Annotated in this window: 14 protein-coding genes and 1 tRNA gene; 8 read left to right on the top strand and 7 right to left on the bottom strand. The window is 49.9% G+C overall.

The window, feature by feature from the left end; genetic code table 11:
• The first annotated feature begins 1 nt into the window (after position 1).
• The 7 genes from tmcB (at position 2) to LZ24_RS11590 (ending at position 5,977) form a co-directional block, all read left to right on the top strand.
• Positions 2 to 1,336, top strand: coding sequence for an electron transfer complex ferredoxin TmcB (gene tmcB / locus LZ24_RS11620; protein ID WP_144685475.1), 1,335 nt, complete (start codon positions 2 to 4; stop codon positions 1,334 to 1,336).
• A 17-nt stretch (positions 1,337 to 1,353) separates the two neighbouring features.
• Positions 1,354 to 1,740: an acidic tetraheme cytochrome c3 TmcA gene (gene tmcA, locus LZ24_RS11615; protein WP_186443098.1), complete on the top strand. Its 387-nt coding sequence runs from the start codon at positions 1,354 to 1,356 to the stop codon at positions 1,738 to 1,740.
• A gap of 132 nt (positions 1,741 to 1,872) precedes the next feature.
• Positions 1,873 to 2,226, top strand: a complete 354-nt coding sequence (divK, locus tag LZ24_RS11610) for a DVU0259 family response regulator domain-containing protein (RefSeq protein ID WP_144685473.1) — start codon at positions 1,873 to 1,875, stop codon at positions 2,224 to 2,226.
• Between the two features lie 414 nt (positions 2,227 to 2,640).
• Positions 2,641 to 2,717 (top strand) — tRNA-Pro (locus tag LZ24_RS11605).
• 960 nt (positions 2,718 to 3,677) lie between these two features.
• Positions 3,678 to 4,052, top strand: coding sequence for a chemotaxis response regulator CheY (locus tag LZ24_RS11600; RefSeq protein ID WP_144685472.1), 375 nt, complete (start codon positions 3,678 to 3,680; stop codon positions 4,050 to 4,052).
• A gap of 129 nt (positions 4,053 to 4,181) precedes the next feature.
• Positions 4,182 to 4,787, top strand: coding sequence for a MarC family protein (locus LZ24_RS11595; RefSeq protein WP_144685471.1), 606 nt, complete (start codon positions 4,182 to 4,184; stop codon positions 4,785 to 4,787).
• Positions 4,784 to 5,977: a multidrug effflux MFS transporter gene (locus LZ24_RS11590; protein WP_144685470.1), complete on the top strand. Its 1,194-nt coding sequence runs from the start codon at positions 4,784 to 4,786 to the stop codon at positions 5,975 to 5,977. Before LZ24_RS11595 ends, LZ24_RS11590 begins: the two co-directional genes overlap by 4 nt.
• A gap of 77 nt (positions 5,978 to 6,054) precedes the next feature.
• Here LZ24_RS11590 and rbr read toward each other — a convergent pair whose 3' ends face one another.
• The 5 genes from rbr to LZ24_RS11565 all read right to left on the bottom strand — a co-directional run bounded on the left by rbr (position 6,055) and on the right by LZ24_RS11565 (position 10,688).
• On the bottom strand, positions 6,055 to 6,630 hold the full coding sequence (gene rbr, locus LZ24_RS11585; protein ID WP_144685469.1) for a rubrerythrin: 576 nt from the start codon (positions 6,628 to 6,630) through the stop codon (positions 6,055 to 6,057).
• 39 nt (positions 6,631 to 6,669) lie between these two features.
• Positions 6,670 to 7,125, bottom strand: coding sequence for a Fur family transcriptional regulator (locus LZ24_RS11580; protein WP_222427620.1), 456 nt, complete (start codon positions 7,123 to 7,125; stop codon positions 6,670 to 6,672).
• A gap of 94 nt (positions 7,126 to 7,219) precedes the next feature.
• The gene (locus LZ24_RS11575) at positions 7,220 to 7,858 is read right to left on the bottom strand and encodes a PqiC family protein (protein WP_144685468.1); all 639 of its coding nucleotides are present in this window, start codon (positions 7,856 to 7,858) and stop codon (positions 7,220 to 7,222) included.
• Between the two features lie 12 nt (positions 7,859 to 7,870).
• Entirely contained in the window at positions 7,871 to 9,439 is a 1,569-nt protein-coding gene (locus LZ24_RS11570; protein WP_144685467.1) for a PqiB family protein, read from the bottom strand.
• On the bottom strand, positions 9,426 to 10,688 hold the full coding sequence (locus LZ24_RS11565; RefSeq protein ID WP_186443097.1) for a PqiA/YebS family transporter subunit: 1,263 nt from the start codon (positions 10,686 to 10,688) through the stop codon (positions 9,426 to 9,428). Before LZ24_RS11565 ends, LZ24_RS11570 begins: the two co-directional genes overlap by 14 nt.
• A 405-nt stretch (positions 10,689 to 11,093) precedes the next feature.
• On the opposite strand from LZ24_RS11565, the gene LZ24_RS11560 reads away from it, so the two are divergent.
• Positions 11,094 to 12,407: an NAD(P)/FAD-dependent oxidoreductase gene (locus LZ24_RS11560; protein ID WP_144685465.1), complete on the top strand. Its 1,314-nt coding sequence runs from the start codon at positions 11,094 to 11,096 to the stop codon at positions 12,405 to 12,407.
• Between the two features lie 166 nt (positions 12,408 to 12,573).
• On the opposite strand, the gene LZ24_RS11555 is transcribed toward LZ24_RS11560, so the two are convergent.
• Both LZ24_RS11555 and dtd read right to left on the bottom strand, forming a co-directional pair.
• The gene (locus tag LZ24_RS11555; protein WP_144685464.1) at positions 12,574 to 13,812 is read right to left on the bottom strand and encodes a D-alanyl-D-alanine carboxypeptidase; all 1,239 of its coding nucleotides are present in this window, start codon (positions 13,810 to 13,812) and stop codon (positions 12,574 to 12,576) included.
• Positions 13,813 to 13,840: 28 nt separating this feature from the next.
• Positions 13,841 to 14,293 (bottom strand): D-aminoacyl-tRNA deacylase, encoded by a 453-nt coding sequence (gene dtd, locus LZ24_RS11550; protein ID WP_144685463.1) that lies wholly within the window; start codon positions 14,291 to 14,293, stop codon positions 13,841 to 13,843.
• Positions 14,294 to 14,494 lie beyond the last annotated feature (201 nt).

Here is a 14,494-nt window from a genome sequence, read left to right as displayed (position 1 = left end):
CATGACACAGCAGACGGTAAAGGTAAAAAACAGTATTGTGGATGACGGCATTGAGGCGGGCCTTGCACGCCTCACGCCGGAACGGATTGAGTCCGTTATTCAGCGGGTGCTGAACCGTGAGGCAGGAGCACGTCTGAAAACCTATGCAAGGACCTGTGTACACTGCGGTCTCTGCTCCGATGCCTGCCACCATTTTGTCTCCATGAACCGGGATCCGAAACTTTCTCCTGCGGGCAAGGTGAAGCGGACCATCGGTGTGATGATGCAAAAAAAAGGGAAGGTTTCTACCGATTTTATCAGGGAAGCGGCCATGGTGGCCTACAGCGAGTGCAATCTTTGTAAAAAATGTGTGCTGTACTGTCCCTTTGGTATTGATGTGGGGTACCTCATGACCCTTGTGCGCCGCATCTGTCATCTCCTTGGCGTGGTTCCCCGTTATATGCAGGATACGGCCCACAGCCAGTCCGTGCATTTCAATCAGATGTGGATTAACGGGGATGAGTGGGTGGATACCCTTTTCTGGCAGGAAGAGGAGGCCAGGGATGAGGTGCCGGATATCCGCATTCCCGTGGATAAGGAAGGTGCGGATATCTTCTATTCCGTCATTGGTCCGGAGCCTAAGTTCCGTGCCCAGCTCATTTATCAGGCAGCCGTGATCTTTGAGGCCGCAGGTTCAGACTGGACCATGCCCGGTTCTCCGGGCTGGGATAATTCGGATCTCTGCATGTTCAGCGGAGACAATGAAATGATGGGCCGTATCAAAAGGGCCCATTTTGAAGCTGCCGCAAAACTCCGGGTGAAAAAAATAGTCATGGGAGAGTGCGGTCACGCCTTCCGTTCCGTATATGATGTGGGCAACCGCTGGCTGGGCTTTAAAATGCCGCCCATTCCCGTTATCCATGCCGTTGATTTTTATCATGATCTTGTCTGTAACGGAAAGATCCGGATTGCAAAAAAATTCGCCCAGCCCATTACTCTGCATGATCCCTGCAACATAGCAAGGGGCATGGGACTTTATGAAAAGGCAAGGGAGCTGGCCCACGCCCTCTGCGATACTGTGGTGGAAATGACCCCCAACCGGGAGCACAATATCTGCTGCAATGCCGGAGGCGGGATCATCAACTGTGGTCCTCCCTTTAAAGATAAGCGGGTGGAAGCCAATTCCGTGAAGGCCAAGCAGCTTTTTGATGCCAAGGCCATGGGAGCGGAGGTGGTCATTGCTCCCTGTCATAACTGCCATGGAGGTCTTGAAGACATCATTCACCATTATGGCGTGGAAATGGAGCTGAAGTTTTTCGGTGATATCATCTATGAAGTCATGGAGAAGCCAGAATGAGACATGAAGGAGTGCATATGCTTAAAAAATCCCTTGCTTTTCTATCTGTTCTTGGCATCCTTGGCCTGATTGTATTTTCTCTGAATGCCTTTTCCGGTATTGATGAGGGAACGGTGACGGACCCGGCCTTTGAGCGGAAAACCCGTGGAACTGTAGCCTTTGACCATGATATGCACATGGATGCTCCGGGTGTCATGGACTGTGCCACCTGCCACCATTATTATGAAGATGGTGTCCTGATCGAATTCCAGTCTTCGGAAGGATTGAGCTGCTCAGAGTGTCATATGGGGTCGGGCGGGGATACCCTGCCACTGATAGAAGCCTATCACCAGCAGTGTCGCAGTTGTCACATAGAACAGCAGGCCGGTCCTGTTACCTGTGCAGGGTGCCATGTAAAGCCCTGACCCTGTGTTTAATGGCAGGGAAGGGAAGAGTGTATGTTGTCCGGGGCTGAATATTTTTATGGGTCTGGCAGATGGTTTCGGGCATAAGATATCATTGCCCCGGACATTGTATCCCACTGGAGGAGGTAGGGCATGCGTAAAAAAATCATGGTGGTGGATGATGACCCCATTATCCGTAAATATCTGATGAATGTGTTCAATGATAACGGATATGAGGCCTGTGGTGCGGCATCTGGACCGGAGGCTTCTGAGCTTCTGGAAAAGGAAAAACCGGATCTCATTACTCTGGATCTGGAAATGCCCGATGAATGGGGGCCAAGGTTTTACCGCCGTATGACAAAGAATCCTGAGTTTGCAAAAATTCCGGTTATTGTGATTTCCGGGATGCAGAGTCGGCATCTTTCCATTAACAAGGCCATTGCTTATCTGGACAAACCCTTTGATCCGGAAAAACTGATCGGTATCATCAAAAATACCATTGGCTGATTCCATTTCCGGGCTATGTATACTTTAGATGGCCATCTGTGAAGCATTTGAAAATTGGATTGTTATTCTGATTTTTTTAATGAGACCCTCACCCCAACCCTCTGGCTTCGAGAACCTCAGCCACCACCCAAGGGGAGAGGGAGCCTTGAGGATGGCTGTTTTTCTCCCCTCTCCCTCCGGGAGAGGGGCCGGGGCCTTGCCCGGCACACAGGCCAAAAACTGGACTTATCCAATGCACTGAAGACTGTTGGCCTGAGTGCCGGGGTGAGGGAAGAAAGTAATAAAACCAAAATGTTCATCATTTTGTTTCAAAAATGACCGAGCGGAGTATAAAATCGCTGATTTTCGGCCAGAAAACAGTCATAAAAATTATTGACAGGCTTTTTTTTATCATGTAAGGGTTGCGCTTGTTGTCGGGAAGTGGCTCAGTCTGGTAGAGCACAGCGTTCGGGACGCTGGGGTCGCTGGTTCGAATCCAGTCTTCCCGACCAGATTTGCATATCAGCATGCAGACTTTGCAATCTGCCCGTTTTTTTATGTTGCAAATGAAAAAAGAATCCAGATTCGCCCTTTTACAGGCATATTCCGGATCAGAAATAACCTGCCATAACGTCATATCTACAATCTCACGGAGTGAGTCCCATCATTACCCTGCCTGTATGGCTCGCCCACTTTGAGCCGAATTTCAGAACGGTGGAAGAACCTTTATGGCTTCCGCCGTTTCTTTTTTTTAAGTCGGGTTTTTGGATGGATGCTCCCAGGTGTATCTTTGGTGTTTACCCCGTCTGCCATGGAGAGAACCCTGTCTTTTCAAGGCCTCCTTTCAGCGGACGTAATTATTCAGCACAGTTTATTTCGAACTGCCAATGCTGTAATTGCAGCAGCTTCGTACTGTTGCAAGGCTCCGTGGCAATTTGCAGGTGACATTGCAATCGTTTCGGATCAGAGCTTTGTCCGGCACTCAAGCTCTAAAACCAAAGCTCGTCATGTAAACGATGCAGCCTTTTCAGGCTTGAGTGCCGGAGTGCTAATAAGAAGCGGCAAACTGTCTGAGCCGCCACAAAGGCAGCGTACCAAGGCCTGCCATGGTAATAAAAAACTTATCCTGCCTGTGGCGGGGAGTTTTTGCCGCTTCCGCACAGGGCAAGAAGCTCCCGAATAAGATTGCGTCACGGGCAAATAGCCTGGAGCCTGTGCATCTGTCTTGCAGCTATGGTACCTGGAAAACTGTGCTGAACAGTTACCAGAGGACAAGCAAAGATGCTTGCCAAAAAATTACACTTGCTATAATTATCATTTCTGTGGATTAAATCCCTTGTACTGTGGCATTGCAACAAGGCTGCAGTGGGTTTCTCCCGGGATTGTCGATACCTGTATCCGAATCGGTTTGCACTTATATCATTGTCCCGTCATTATGAAATTCTGCGGGAATCAGAAGGGATTGAAAGACTATGGATGTTTCAATTAAAATCCTTGTGGTAGATGATTTCGCCACCATGCGGCGCATACTGAAAAACATTCTCAAGCAGCTTGGCTTCACCAATATAACCGAAGCCGATGACGGCACAACAGCCCTTGAAGCCCTTTCAAAGAACAGCTTTGACCTGATTATTTCAGACTGGAACATGCCCAAGATGACCGGCCTTGAGCTGCTTAAAAAGGTCCGCTCCGATCCTTCCTATAAAAATATTCCCTTTCTGATGGTTACGGCGGAGGCACAGAAACAGAATGTGGTTGAAGCTGTACAGGCGGGTGTTTCCAATTATGTGGTAAAACCCTTTACGGCAGAGGCCATTGCCGAAAAACTTGAAAAAATAATCTCCTGAAAACCTGAGGGAGGGGCTGTTTTTTTAATATGGGCAGGCTGAAGGTCTGCCCATACGCTTTGTTTTTTATCATCCAGATACACTCAGCAGACCATATGCGACCATCAGATTGTTTCCCCACGGAGTACCATGCTGCAGACTTTTGTCCATCTTTACCTCAAAATATTCTTATTGCTGACGCCCTTTTTTGTCCTTTCCGTCTTTCTTTCCATGACAGCGGGTATGGGGAAAAGTGAGCGCAGAAAAATTGCCAGCAAGGTCACCATTGCTGTTCTTGTGGCATCCTTTGTACTTTTTTTCTTTGGCCACTATATTTTTCTTGTATTTGGAATCACCATAGATGCCTTCCGCATTGGAGCCGGTGCCATTCTTTTTCTTTCCGCCGTTACCCTTGTGCGGGGACCGGCTCCCGGTACCCCCTCTCCTGTAAATGAAGGGGATTTTTCCGTTGTCCCCCTGGCCATACCCATCACCGTTGGTCCGGGAACCATTGGTGCCCTTCTTGTCATGGGAACAGGATATGAAACGCTGACGGAAAAAGTTACCGCCTGCATGTCCCTCACGGCTGCGGCACTTTCCGTTGGAGCCCTGCTCTGGTCTGCAGGAGGGGTGGAGCGTATCCTTGGGCGCCTCGGGCTTTCCATACTGACCAAACTGACAGGCCTTTTTGTTGCTTCCATTGCGGCCCAGATTATTTTTACGGGTATTCGCAATTTCCTTGGTCCTCTGCCATGAAAAAAGATGGTTTTGGGCGTATCATCGCCCTGATTGCCCTTTTATCGGCATTTCCTCCGTTGGCCACGGATATGTACCTTCCGGCCCTTCCCACCCTGCAGGCCCAGTGGAATCAGCCCCTGAGCATTGTCAATCTGACCCTTGTTGCTTTTTTTGTTACCTATTGTTTTTTTCTTCTGGTTTACGGTCCCCTTTCCGACCGTTTTGGCCGGAAACCGCCCCTCATGGCAGGCATTGCCATTTATGTGGCGGCCTCCTTTCTTTGTGCTGTGGCGCCTTCCATCTATCATCTGATTGTCTACCGGGTGCTTCAGGCTTCCGGTGCGGCAGCCGCATCTGCCATTGCTCTGGCCATCATCAAAGACCGTATTCCCGGACAGAGGCGGGAGCAGGCCATGGCCCATGTGGCCATCATTACCGCACTGGCCCCCATGATCGCCCCTGTGATCGGCGGGCTGATCATGATCCGGTTTTCATGGCCATGGATTTTTGTTTCCCAGGGGATTCTCGGATTGGTTTCCTTGGGAGGCGTCGCCATGATGCAGGAGTCTCTGCAAAAAACGGGGGTTCAGGTTTCTTTCATGCGCCGTTATCTGGGCGTGGTGAGAAACCGTCGTTTTTTGCGTGTCGTGATGGTCATTTCCCTTGTGGGGCTTCCCCTTTTTGCCTTTATCGGTGGTTCATCGGATATTTATATCAGCACTCTCGGGCTTTCCGAGAGCCAGTTCGGGTTTTTGTTTGGTGCCAATGCTTTCTGTTTCATGGTAGGTTCTTTCTGCTGTTCACGGCTGGTCCGGAAGGCTGGCGGGATGCGTCTGATGAGTATCGGGTTCTGCGGAATTTTTATTGGTGGTGCTGCCATGGTTTTTCTGCCCCTGCCCGGAGCCATGCAGATGGCCCTTCCCATGGCGCTCATTACCTTCTGCATTGGTTTAAGCCGTCCACCCTCCAATAATATTGCCCTGGAGCAGGTGGATGTGGATACGGGCAGTGCTTCTTCCATTCTGATTTTTATCTATTTTGTCATGGGAGCCTTTTCCATGTTCTTTATCTCCCTGGACTGGAAGAATAAAATGCAGGTCATTGGTACCCTGGCTGCATGCAGCGGGGCAGGGTGCTTTGTCTGCTGGCAGCTTTTAAAGCCCCATCTTCGCATGCCTGTCATGGAGCAGAAAAGAAAAGCCCCCTGATATCAGGAGGCTTTTGCTTTGTTCTATCCTTCAGCCATCATCTCACTTTCAGAGATTTTCGGATCGAATCATAAGGCTTAATAGTTGGTGGGTTTCAGCTCAAAATGTGCCTGAGGATGGGCACAGGCAGGGCACATATCTGGGGCCTTGTCGCCCGTATGCACATAACCGCAGTTGCGGCAGGCCCAGGTTGTATCTGCTTCCCTTTTGAAAACCCGTCCGGCCTCGATGTTGGCGGCAAGGGCCTTGTAGCGGTTTTCGTGGTGCTCTTCGGCGATACAGATTTTCTCAAAGACGATGGCAATGGCTTCAAAACCTTCCTCACGGGCAACTTTGGCATATCCGGGATACATGGAGGTGAATTCCTCGTATTCGCCCTGAGCGGCTGCCTTGAGGTTTTCAAGGGTGTTTCCGATGACACCGGCCGGGAAATTCCAGCGGACTTCCACCTCTCCGCCTTCAAGGAACTTGAAGAAGCGTTTGGCATGTTCCTTTTCCTGATTGGCCGTTTCTTCAAAAATGGCGGCAATCTGTACATAGCCTTCTTTTTTGGCCTGTGCTGCAAAATAGGTGTAGCGGTTTCTTGCCTGGGATTCACCTGCAAAAGCTGTCAGAAGGTTTTTTTCAGTCTGTGTTCCTTTGATGGACTTCATTCGTCATCGCTCCTTTGATAAATTGAAGGTTCATTTTACTTATGGTTCCACTTGAAGGGGATTTTGCCTGATGTCTTCGGGAATATCTGATTGCTGACATTCCGGACATAAACCCCTGATCTCAATAATGACTTCCTGTATATAATAGTCTGTTTTCAGTTCCCGCAAAAGAAATTTTTCCAAAAGATTTTTTTCCGGGAGATCTTCCAGACTGTCACAGGATGTGCATCGTATATGTGCATGGGGCCTTGTGTCTCCATCGTAGCGTCTCGGTCCTGTTCCCGTATCAATTCTTTGAATATAGCCATTCTCACTTAAGCTTTCAAGGTTACGGTACACGGTTCCAAGGCTGATGTTTGGCAGTTTGTGTTTTACATTCCTGTAAATTACATCTGCTGTGGGATGTTTTTTTGTACCCATCACCTCTTCAAGGATAAGGCGTCTTTGGGGACTGAGGCGGATGGCACCCAGTTTATTTTCTGTTTTTTTTTCCAAAACACCACTCCTTGCAGTAACTGCCCCTGAAGGGCTTCCCCGTCAAGTTTCTAGTAATGATTACTATTAAGTTTTCGGGCTGTCAAGAAAAAACTTAAGGATGTACCTGTTCCATGATTTTTTCTGCAAGCATATCCAAGGCCTTACCATGGGCAGCGATGAGGGCGGCCGGGCTGGTGTTTTCTGCCATTACATTAAAATCAAAGGATTTTTCTTTCTCTTCTTTTGTTTTGTGCACAAAGCCAAAGATACCGGCAAGCCGGATATTTCCTTTTATGTCCGATGAAAAATCAAGGATCTGTATGCGTATGCGCAGCTCACCCCCTGCATAGACATTGCTGATATCTACAGGAATTACGCGGAAGCCCGGAAGCCCCCTGTCCAGTCTTGCCGACAGGGACTCCCGGAACAGTCGGTCCAGCGGGGCGGCCCATCTGTCACGTTCATGGATGATGATTTCCGTTTCTGAGTTTCTGGTAACAAGCTGCGGCCTGTCAAGGTGTCTGGGCAGGCTTGTGGTTTCTATGACCAGAATGTGCGTTCTTTCATTTTTCTGTACAGGCGGCTCACTGATGCCCAGATGATAGATCCTTGGCTGGGGTGTTGCCGTACATCCGGATAATAAGGGAATCATGGGAATCAGAAGTACAGGAATCAGGCATCCGGCTGCCCTGTTCTTTAAAAAAACGGAATATGCTGTTTTTATGAAGAGATGGATTGTTTTTGCTGCCATGGTTTTCTCCTTTTACTTGCCGTAGATCAGGGTATCCGGTCTGGCTTCTATGCTTTCAGCAAGGATACGGATGGCCCGCGCCGATTCCGCAAGCTCCCTTGCCGCCTGACTCAGATCCCTGTACAGGGGGCTTCCCGGCTTCATTCCGTCAAGGCCTTCATTGAGGCCTTCAAGGGTCATCTGGATGGCAGCAAGAACCTCCTGGCTGTATGCCAGCAGGGGCTTGATGTCTTCGGGAATTTCCTGCAGGCCTTTGAGCAGGGCCTGTGCTTCTTTCATGGTGGCAATGGTATTGCCTGCAATGCCTTCCATGGGGAGCTTTTGAATGCGGTCGAATACGGCCATGGCTTTTCCCGCAAGCTGGGTAAAGGGATGGGGGAGGGTGGGGATGACGGGAAGGCCTTCTTCTGTATAGGAAAGTTTTCCCGAAGGGTTATCGCTGTCCATTTCCATGGAGATAAAAAGCTGGCCTGTGAGCATGTTGCCCATTTCAAGCCTTGCCTTCAGTCCCTTTTCCAGCATTTCCATAAGGTGTGTTTCTGCCTTTGCATGGTGGTTGCCCATCAGTATTTCCGGAAGAATGGATATTTTAACGGGAATTTGGATACTGTCGCTGTCCTTGTCATAGTAAAGCCTGACACTGAGAACCTCACCGATCTGTACCCCTTTATAATCCACGGGAGCGCCGGGATTCAGACCCCGTATGGAGCTGTCAAAGTAGAGGACAAATTTTTTCCCCATCTGCATGGATCTGGATCGGATTTCCCTGAAGCTGGGGAAAAGATGGAAGGCATCCTCGTTTTTTGCAGAGCTGGCAGCAGGGTCAGGGTTATCAAAGGCGATCCCGCCCACCAGCATGGATTCCAGGGATTCGGATTGAAACCTTATACCGTCTGCACCAAAGGAAAAATCAATGCCCGAGTCCCGCCAGAACCGGCTGGATGCGGTAACATGGGCATCGTAGGGAGATTTTATGAAAACATCGAGCAGAATTCTGTCATGATTTCCGAGGATGGTGCGGGCTTCCACGGTGCCTGCGTGAATTTTTCTGAAATAGACGGGGGTGCCCACTTCAATGCCGCCGGAATCCGTTTCAAGGAGAATGCGAAGACCCGGTGTTTCAGAAGGAGTAATGGGTGGATTTTCAAGGCCCGTAAAGACCGTTGCCGGTTTTCCGCTTCCCGGTTCTATGGCAATGTAGGCCCCTGAAAGAAGGGTGTTGAGTCCGGATATGCCCTGTCTGTCGATGCGGGGACGGACGACCCAGAAGCGGCTGTCTTCGGTAAGGTAGGGCAGCACCTCCCTCGCCACACGGACATGCACCATGATATGGGAAAGATCCTGAGAAAGCTCAAGGCTTTCCACGGTGCCGATGGTGAGATCCTTGAAGCGGAGCTGGGTTTTGCCTGCCACCAGACCGGATGCGGTTTCAAAGCTGACGGTGATGAGAACACCGCGCTGGGCATAGTGCTGGAAAAGGAGCCAGCCGCCCATCAGCATGGCCGCAAGGGGGATCAGCCAGATCCAGAAGCGGCTTTTCGCCATGGTAATTTCAGGAAGTTCTGTGTCATGACCGTTCATTGTTGTTTTTTCCCTGAAGCGTTGCGTCCCAGAGCAGTCTGGGATCAAAGGTTTCTGCGGCAAAGAGGGTGACCACCACCATGGCGGCAAAGGCTGTGGCTGCAATGCCGGGCTGTATGGTGGCAAGGCTTCCCATCTGTATCATGGCAGCCAGCGTGGCGACCACAAAAACATCCACCATGGACCATTTGCCTATGAATTCAGTGATTTTATATATTTTTGCAAGATCTGTTGGATAATTATTTTTCCGGAAATATACGCTGCCTGTGAGACAGAGAAGGGCCAGCAGTTTTGCCAGGGGAATAAAAACGCTGGCAAAAAAAACAATGGAGGCAACGGCATAGGCCTTTGTTTCCCACAGGAGGATCACCCCACCAATGATGGTACTGTATATGGTGGTTCCAAGATTTTCCGTAATCATGATGGGATAGAGGTTAGCCGGAATATAGAGTATAAAGGCCGTGGCGGTCAGGGCAAGGGTTCTGTTGATGCTCTGGGGAATTCTGTTATGCAGGGGGCTTGCACAGCGGGTGCAGCGTTTTGGCCCTGCCCTGTGGATGCGGGTGCAGGTATGGCAGGGAACAAGGCCCGCTTCCATGGCCCGTTTTCCCGGCAGAGGGGCAGGATGGAGACCCGGGGGGCTCAGCCTTTGCCACATATCCCTTACGGGGATGGTGGCAAAGGAAAAACGGATGAAAAATACCTGGATACAGAAGGCCCAGAATCCCTGAAGCAGGTGAATGTCTGCCATATGCATGGCTTTTACCAGAACCACAAGAATACTGATAAGATAGACATCGGTCATATCCCAGAACCGGATGCGGGAAAAGGCTTTGAGCATAAAACGGTAAAAGGGGGGTTTGGTTTTATGATAGAGAAAGAAAAGCAGGTAAACGAGAATCAGAATTGAAGTCAGCGGTGCAGCAATGAGAAGAAGCCCCGTAAAGATGGCAAGGGGCAGCATCTGGTGCTGGATCAGGATGATAACGGCAGAGGGCAGGGAAATGGTCTGGTGCTGTCCGCCAAAGCCGATGGCAATAAAAGGAAGGGTCATGGCAATGACCCAGGCCACAAGGGCTGTGAGGCAGAGGGCCAGCGGCAGGGCAGTTCCGTACAGGCATCTTCCGGTAAGGCGGGTGCTGCAGTTTTTACAGAGCGCCACCTGACCGGGCAGAAGGTGGGGCCGGATATGTAGGCGGTCGCAGGACGGGCAGGCAATCCAGTCCCGGTAAAAAAAAGGAGTTGTCATTAAAAGCCTTTCTTGATGAAGCCATAGGATCATTTTTTGTAACTGTTCAGCACCGTTTTCCGAAGACCATACCTGCAAGACAGGTGCACAGGCCCCAGGCTATTTGCAATGTCACTTGCAAATAGCCACGGAGCCTTGCAACAGTACAAAGCTGCTGTAACTGGAGCATTGGCAGTTCGGAATAAACTGTGCTGAATAATTACCATTTTTTTAAAAAGGGCTTTTGGAAAGACCGCTTGTGTTTTGACGGAAGTACGGGGCTTTTTGTTTTGTTGTGAAAGTCTCTGGATGACAAAAAGTCCTTTCAGAATTACAATACACAAATATGATGATTTTGCCAAAGACAGGAAAAAACATACAGGGCTTTCTGAACGGTATCCTGGAAAGTGGAGGGTGAAAATTCTTATGAAACATGTACTCATCGTAGGTGGAGGCTTTGTCGGCCTCAACGCGGCAAAGATCCTTGGAAAATCAGGCAAAGTGCGGGTAACCCTGATTGACCGAAGAAATTATCACCTTTTTCAGCCCCTTCTCTATCAGGTTGCCATGGCCGGTCTCAGCCCTGCGGAAATTGCAGCCCCCCTCCGGAGTCTTCTTTCCGGCTATCCCCATGTGCGTGTTCTTCAGGCGGAAGCCCTCTCCGTGGATGCCGGTGCCGGGAAGGTGGAAACCAGCATTGGCAGCATCAGCTATGATTATCTTGTTCTGGGCTGTGGTGCCCAGCATGCCTATTTTGGCAACGAAGAATGGGAACCACTGGCTCCGGGGCTGAAAACCATTGAGCAGGCCACAGAAATCCGGCGAAGGATTCTTTATGCCTTTGAGAAAGCGGAATCCACCGATAATGTGGAAGAAAAAATGAAGCAGCTCACCTTTGTGGTGGTGGGAGGCGGTACAACAGGGGTGGAGCTTTCGGGGGCCATCGGTGAGATGAGCCGTTACACCTTTTCCAAAGATTTTAAGAATATTGATCCGAAACTGACAAGGGTGATTCTGGTGGAGGCTGGTGAGCGGATTCTTCCTGCATACCATCCGGATCTTTCGGCAAGGGCCACAAGGGATCTGGAATCTCTGGGGGTTCAGGTCTGGACATCCAAGCGGGTTGAAGCGGTGGATTCCGATGGTGTAACCATTGGAAAGGAACGCATACAGGCGGCTACCGTGATCTGGGCTGCGGGCATACAGGCCTCGGAAATCAATCGTTCTCTGGGGCAGGAAACGGACTGGCTGGGGCGTGTTACTGTCAGACAGGATCTGAGCATCGAAGGGCACCCTGAAATTTTTGTGGGGGGAGATCAGGCGGCTTTCATACCGGAAGGTGCTTCCGAGGCACTGTCCGGGGTTGCTCCGGTGGCCCTGCATCAGGGCCGGCACATTGCACGGAATATTCTTTGTGATATCGCAGAAAAACCCCGCAGGGACTTTAAGTATTTTGATAAGGGCCAGATGGCGACCATCGGAAGAAGCCGGGCTGTGGTGGAAGCCGGCAAAATTCGTTTTTCGGGTTTTTTTGCCTGGATCACATGGCTGTTCATCCATATTTATTTTCTTACGGGCTTTAAAAACAGACTCTTTGTGGTGCTTCAGTGGGCAGGAGCCTATTTTACCTTTAACCGGGGTGCCCGCCTCATTGTGAACAAGGAATGGCAGTTTTATAAGCCCAGAAAAAAAGAGCCGTTTCCCAAGGATGATGCAGGGGAGCAGAAAAAGAATTTCTGATCCGTGCAGGCGTTGGGCCTGCCCCTGTGAATGGTTTTTACGGCCCCTTTTTTGTGTAGGGGCACCCTTTACGGGTGCCCACCCGCTAACATGCGTAAAATCTGATTATACAATTTCCATGATTGAGGTTCGTATGGCTGAAAGCCTCTGGAAATCAGATCCTGTCTTAATTTCTGGCCGGATTGTCAGGCGCCATCCCGGAACCGGAACTGCTGAGGCTCCGGCCTGTTCTGGCTTCTTTTCTTAAAATATTCAGGTAGAGGGGATAGGCATCGTTTTCTCCGTGGGTCATGAGAACGTAGGGGTACCAGCCATGGGGCCCCCTCAGATAACCGGCCCGTGTTCTCACATCGGAGAGGGTGCCTGTTTTAAACCAGCCCTGGCTTTCCCTGCGCATCAGGCTCATATAGGGGCTGAAGGCGTGAAGGGCTTTGAGCATTTCCCTGGCAGTGATCTGGTTTTTCCTTGATAGTCCTGACCCTTCCTCAACCACAAAGCCCTCTATGCCCAGCTTGTTTTTAATATAATCAGAGAAATAGATTCCTGCCTTTTCGAGGCTTAAGGGGCCGGTATGACTGGCATCCTGCAGGGCCGTTGCCAGCAGCAGTTTGTTGGCCACATAATTGTTGGAAAAGGCCATGAGCTGATGAACGATGTCCGTAACGGTAAAGGGTGAGGCATATGTCAGTAGCAGGATATCCGGAATTGCAGGGGCGCTGTACCGGAAAGCCGTTTCAGTTTTTTCAAAGGTAAAGCCTGCTTCTTCAAGGAAGTAACGGAGCATGGCAGCGGCATAGTGCATGGGAAAGTCATTGTCAGAGGGCAGGGCAATGCGTCCCGATGCCAGGCGTGAGTCCCTGACGGGAGTCATAACCATGGGTAAAAGGGGTGTTTCGTTTTCTGCGGAAATGAAATGGCCCTTTTCTGTTTTAAAGGCCACGGAGTTGAAGTTCACGGCAAAGGGGGTCAGGGGAGCGTTGTAGCTGCGCCGGGAAAGGGGGTTGATGCCGTCCACGGGCAGTTTTTTTTCAAAGTTGGATATGTCAATGATAATTCCCTGAAAATTTCTTTCAGGCGTGGATGCTGCCAGACGGTTTACCATGTCTCTTATGGGATTGGAGGTCAGCAGGGGATCTGCACTGGCCCCTATGACCAGAAAGTTTTCTTTGTCTTTGCTGATGGATGTGGAAATGCGGTAGTCCGGTCCCAGTGTTTCAAGGGCATAAAGGGACGTCAGTATTTTAAGAATGGATGCAGGGGTCATGGTTGCATTGGGGTTGGTGGCACTGAGAATCTCGCCTCCGGGTGTTTCCAGAATCCACGCCTTTTGTCCCCCCTGCCTTTCCGCAGCTGAACCTGAGGGCAGAAAGAGAAAAAAAAGTATCAGAATATAAAGAAAACGCATGGTTTATCCTTTCTCATGCATCCGGTATTCATCTGCTGCGCATGCGGCTGTCCAGGGTGAGTGTGACGGGTCCGTCATTGATCAGGGATACGGCCATGTGGGCCTGAAATCTGCCCGTTTCAACCCGGAGACCCCTTTTTTTACATGATTCCACAAAATGCTGATAAAGGGGAATGGCCGTTTCCGGTTTTGCCGCATCCGTAAAGGAAGGGCGGCGGCCTTTGCGGCAGTCCGCCAGCAGGGTAAACTGGGAGACCACAAGGATTTCCCCTGCAATATCCATTAAGGAGCGGTTCATTTTTCCTTCTTCATCTTCAAATATCCTTAAATGAAGAATTTTATCCGAAAGGAATATGCTGTCTTCAAGATCGTCTTCTTTGGCAACGCCCAGCAGAATGAGAAGGCCCTGACTTATTTTTCCTTCCACAATGTCATCAATGCGGACTTCTGCGGAGCAGACCCGCTGCACAACGGCAATCATGGCAGATGAACTCCTTTGGAACTTTTACAAACATTTAGGTAACTTCTGAGTAACTTGAATTTAGTTCTTTTAATTCAAAAGCTTAAAAAATTACCAATTATCCATCACTGATCGAAATTAGTTTGAATCCTGCACAAGTTACTCTATGACAAGACGCCCTAGCAGGGCGTGAGCTGCTTCTGAGTAACTTCAAAAGTTACT

The sequence above is a fragment of the Desulfobotulus alkaliphilus genome (assembly GCF_007830435.1).
GTDB lineage: Bacteria > Desulfobacterota > Desulfobacteria > Desulfobacterales > ASO4-4 > Desulfobotulus > Desulfobotulus alkaliphilus.
The sequence above is the reverse complement of the archived record's forward strand: the minus strand, read 5'-3'. Positions and strand labels throughout refer to the sequence as shown.

Bases quoted from the DNA above. Each gene is read 5' to 3' on its own strand.
- LZ24_RS11600 (WP_144685472.1), top strand. From the start codon at position 3,678: ATGGATGTTTCAATTAAAATCCTTGTGGTAGATGATTTCGCCACCATG.
- divK (WP_144685473.1), top strand. From the start codon at position 1,873: ATGCGTAAAAAAATCATGGTGGTGGATGATGACCCCATTATCCGTAAA.
- rbr (WP_144685469.1), bottom strand. From the start codon at position 6,630: ATGAAGTCCATCAAAGGAACACAGACTGAAAAAAACCTTCTGACAGCT.
- LZ24_RS11590 (WP_144685470.1), top strand. From the start codon at position 4,784: ATGAAAAAAGATGGTTTTGGGCGTATCATCGCCCTGATTGCCCTTTTA.
- tmcA (WP_186443098.1), top strand. From the start codon at position 1,354: ATGCTTAAAAAATCCCTTGCTTTTCTATCTGTTCTTGGCATCCTTGGC.
- LZ24_RS11560 (WP_144685465.1), top strand. From the start codon at position 11,094: ATGAAACATGTACTCATCGTAGGTGGAGGCTTTGTCGGCCTCAACGCG.
- LZ24_RS11570 (WP_144685467.1), bottom strand. From the start codon at position 9,439: ATGAACGGTCATGACACAGAACTTCCTGAAATTACCATGGCGAAAAGC.
- LZ24_RS11555 (WP_144685464.1), bottom strand. From the start codon at position 13,812: ATGCGTTTTCTTTATATTCTGATACTTTTTTTTCTCTTTCTGCCCTCA.
- LZ24_RS11565 (WP_186443097.1), bottom strand. From the start codon at position 10,688: ATGACAACTCCTTTTTTTTACCGGGACTGGATTGCCTGCCCGTCCTGC.
- LZ24_RS11575 (WP_144685468.1), bottom strand. From the start codon at position 7,858: ATGGCAGCAAAAACAATCCATCTCTTCATAAAAACAGCATATTCCGTT.
- dtd (WP_144685463.1), bottom strand. From the start codon at position 14,293: ATGATTGCCGTTGTGCAGCGGGTCTGCTCCGCAGAAGTCCGCATTGAT.
- tmcB (WP_144685475.1), top strand. From the start codon at position 2: ATGACACAGCAGACGGTAAAGGTAAAAAACAGTATTGTGGATGACGGC.
- LZ24_RS11595 (WP_144685471.1), top strand. From the start codon at position 4,182: ATGCTGCAGACTTTTGTCCATCTTTACCTCAAAATATTCTTATTGCTG.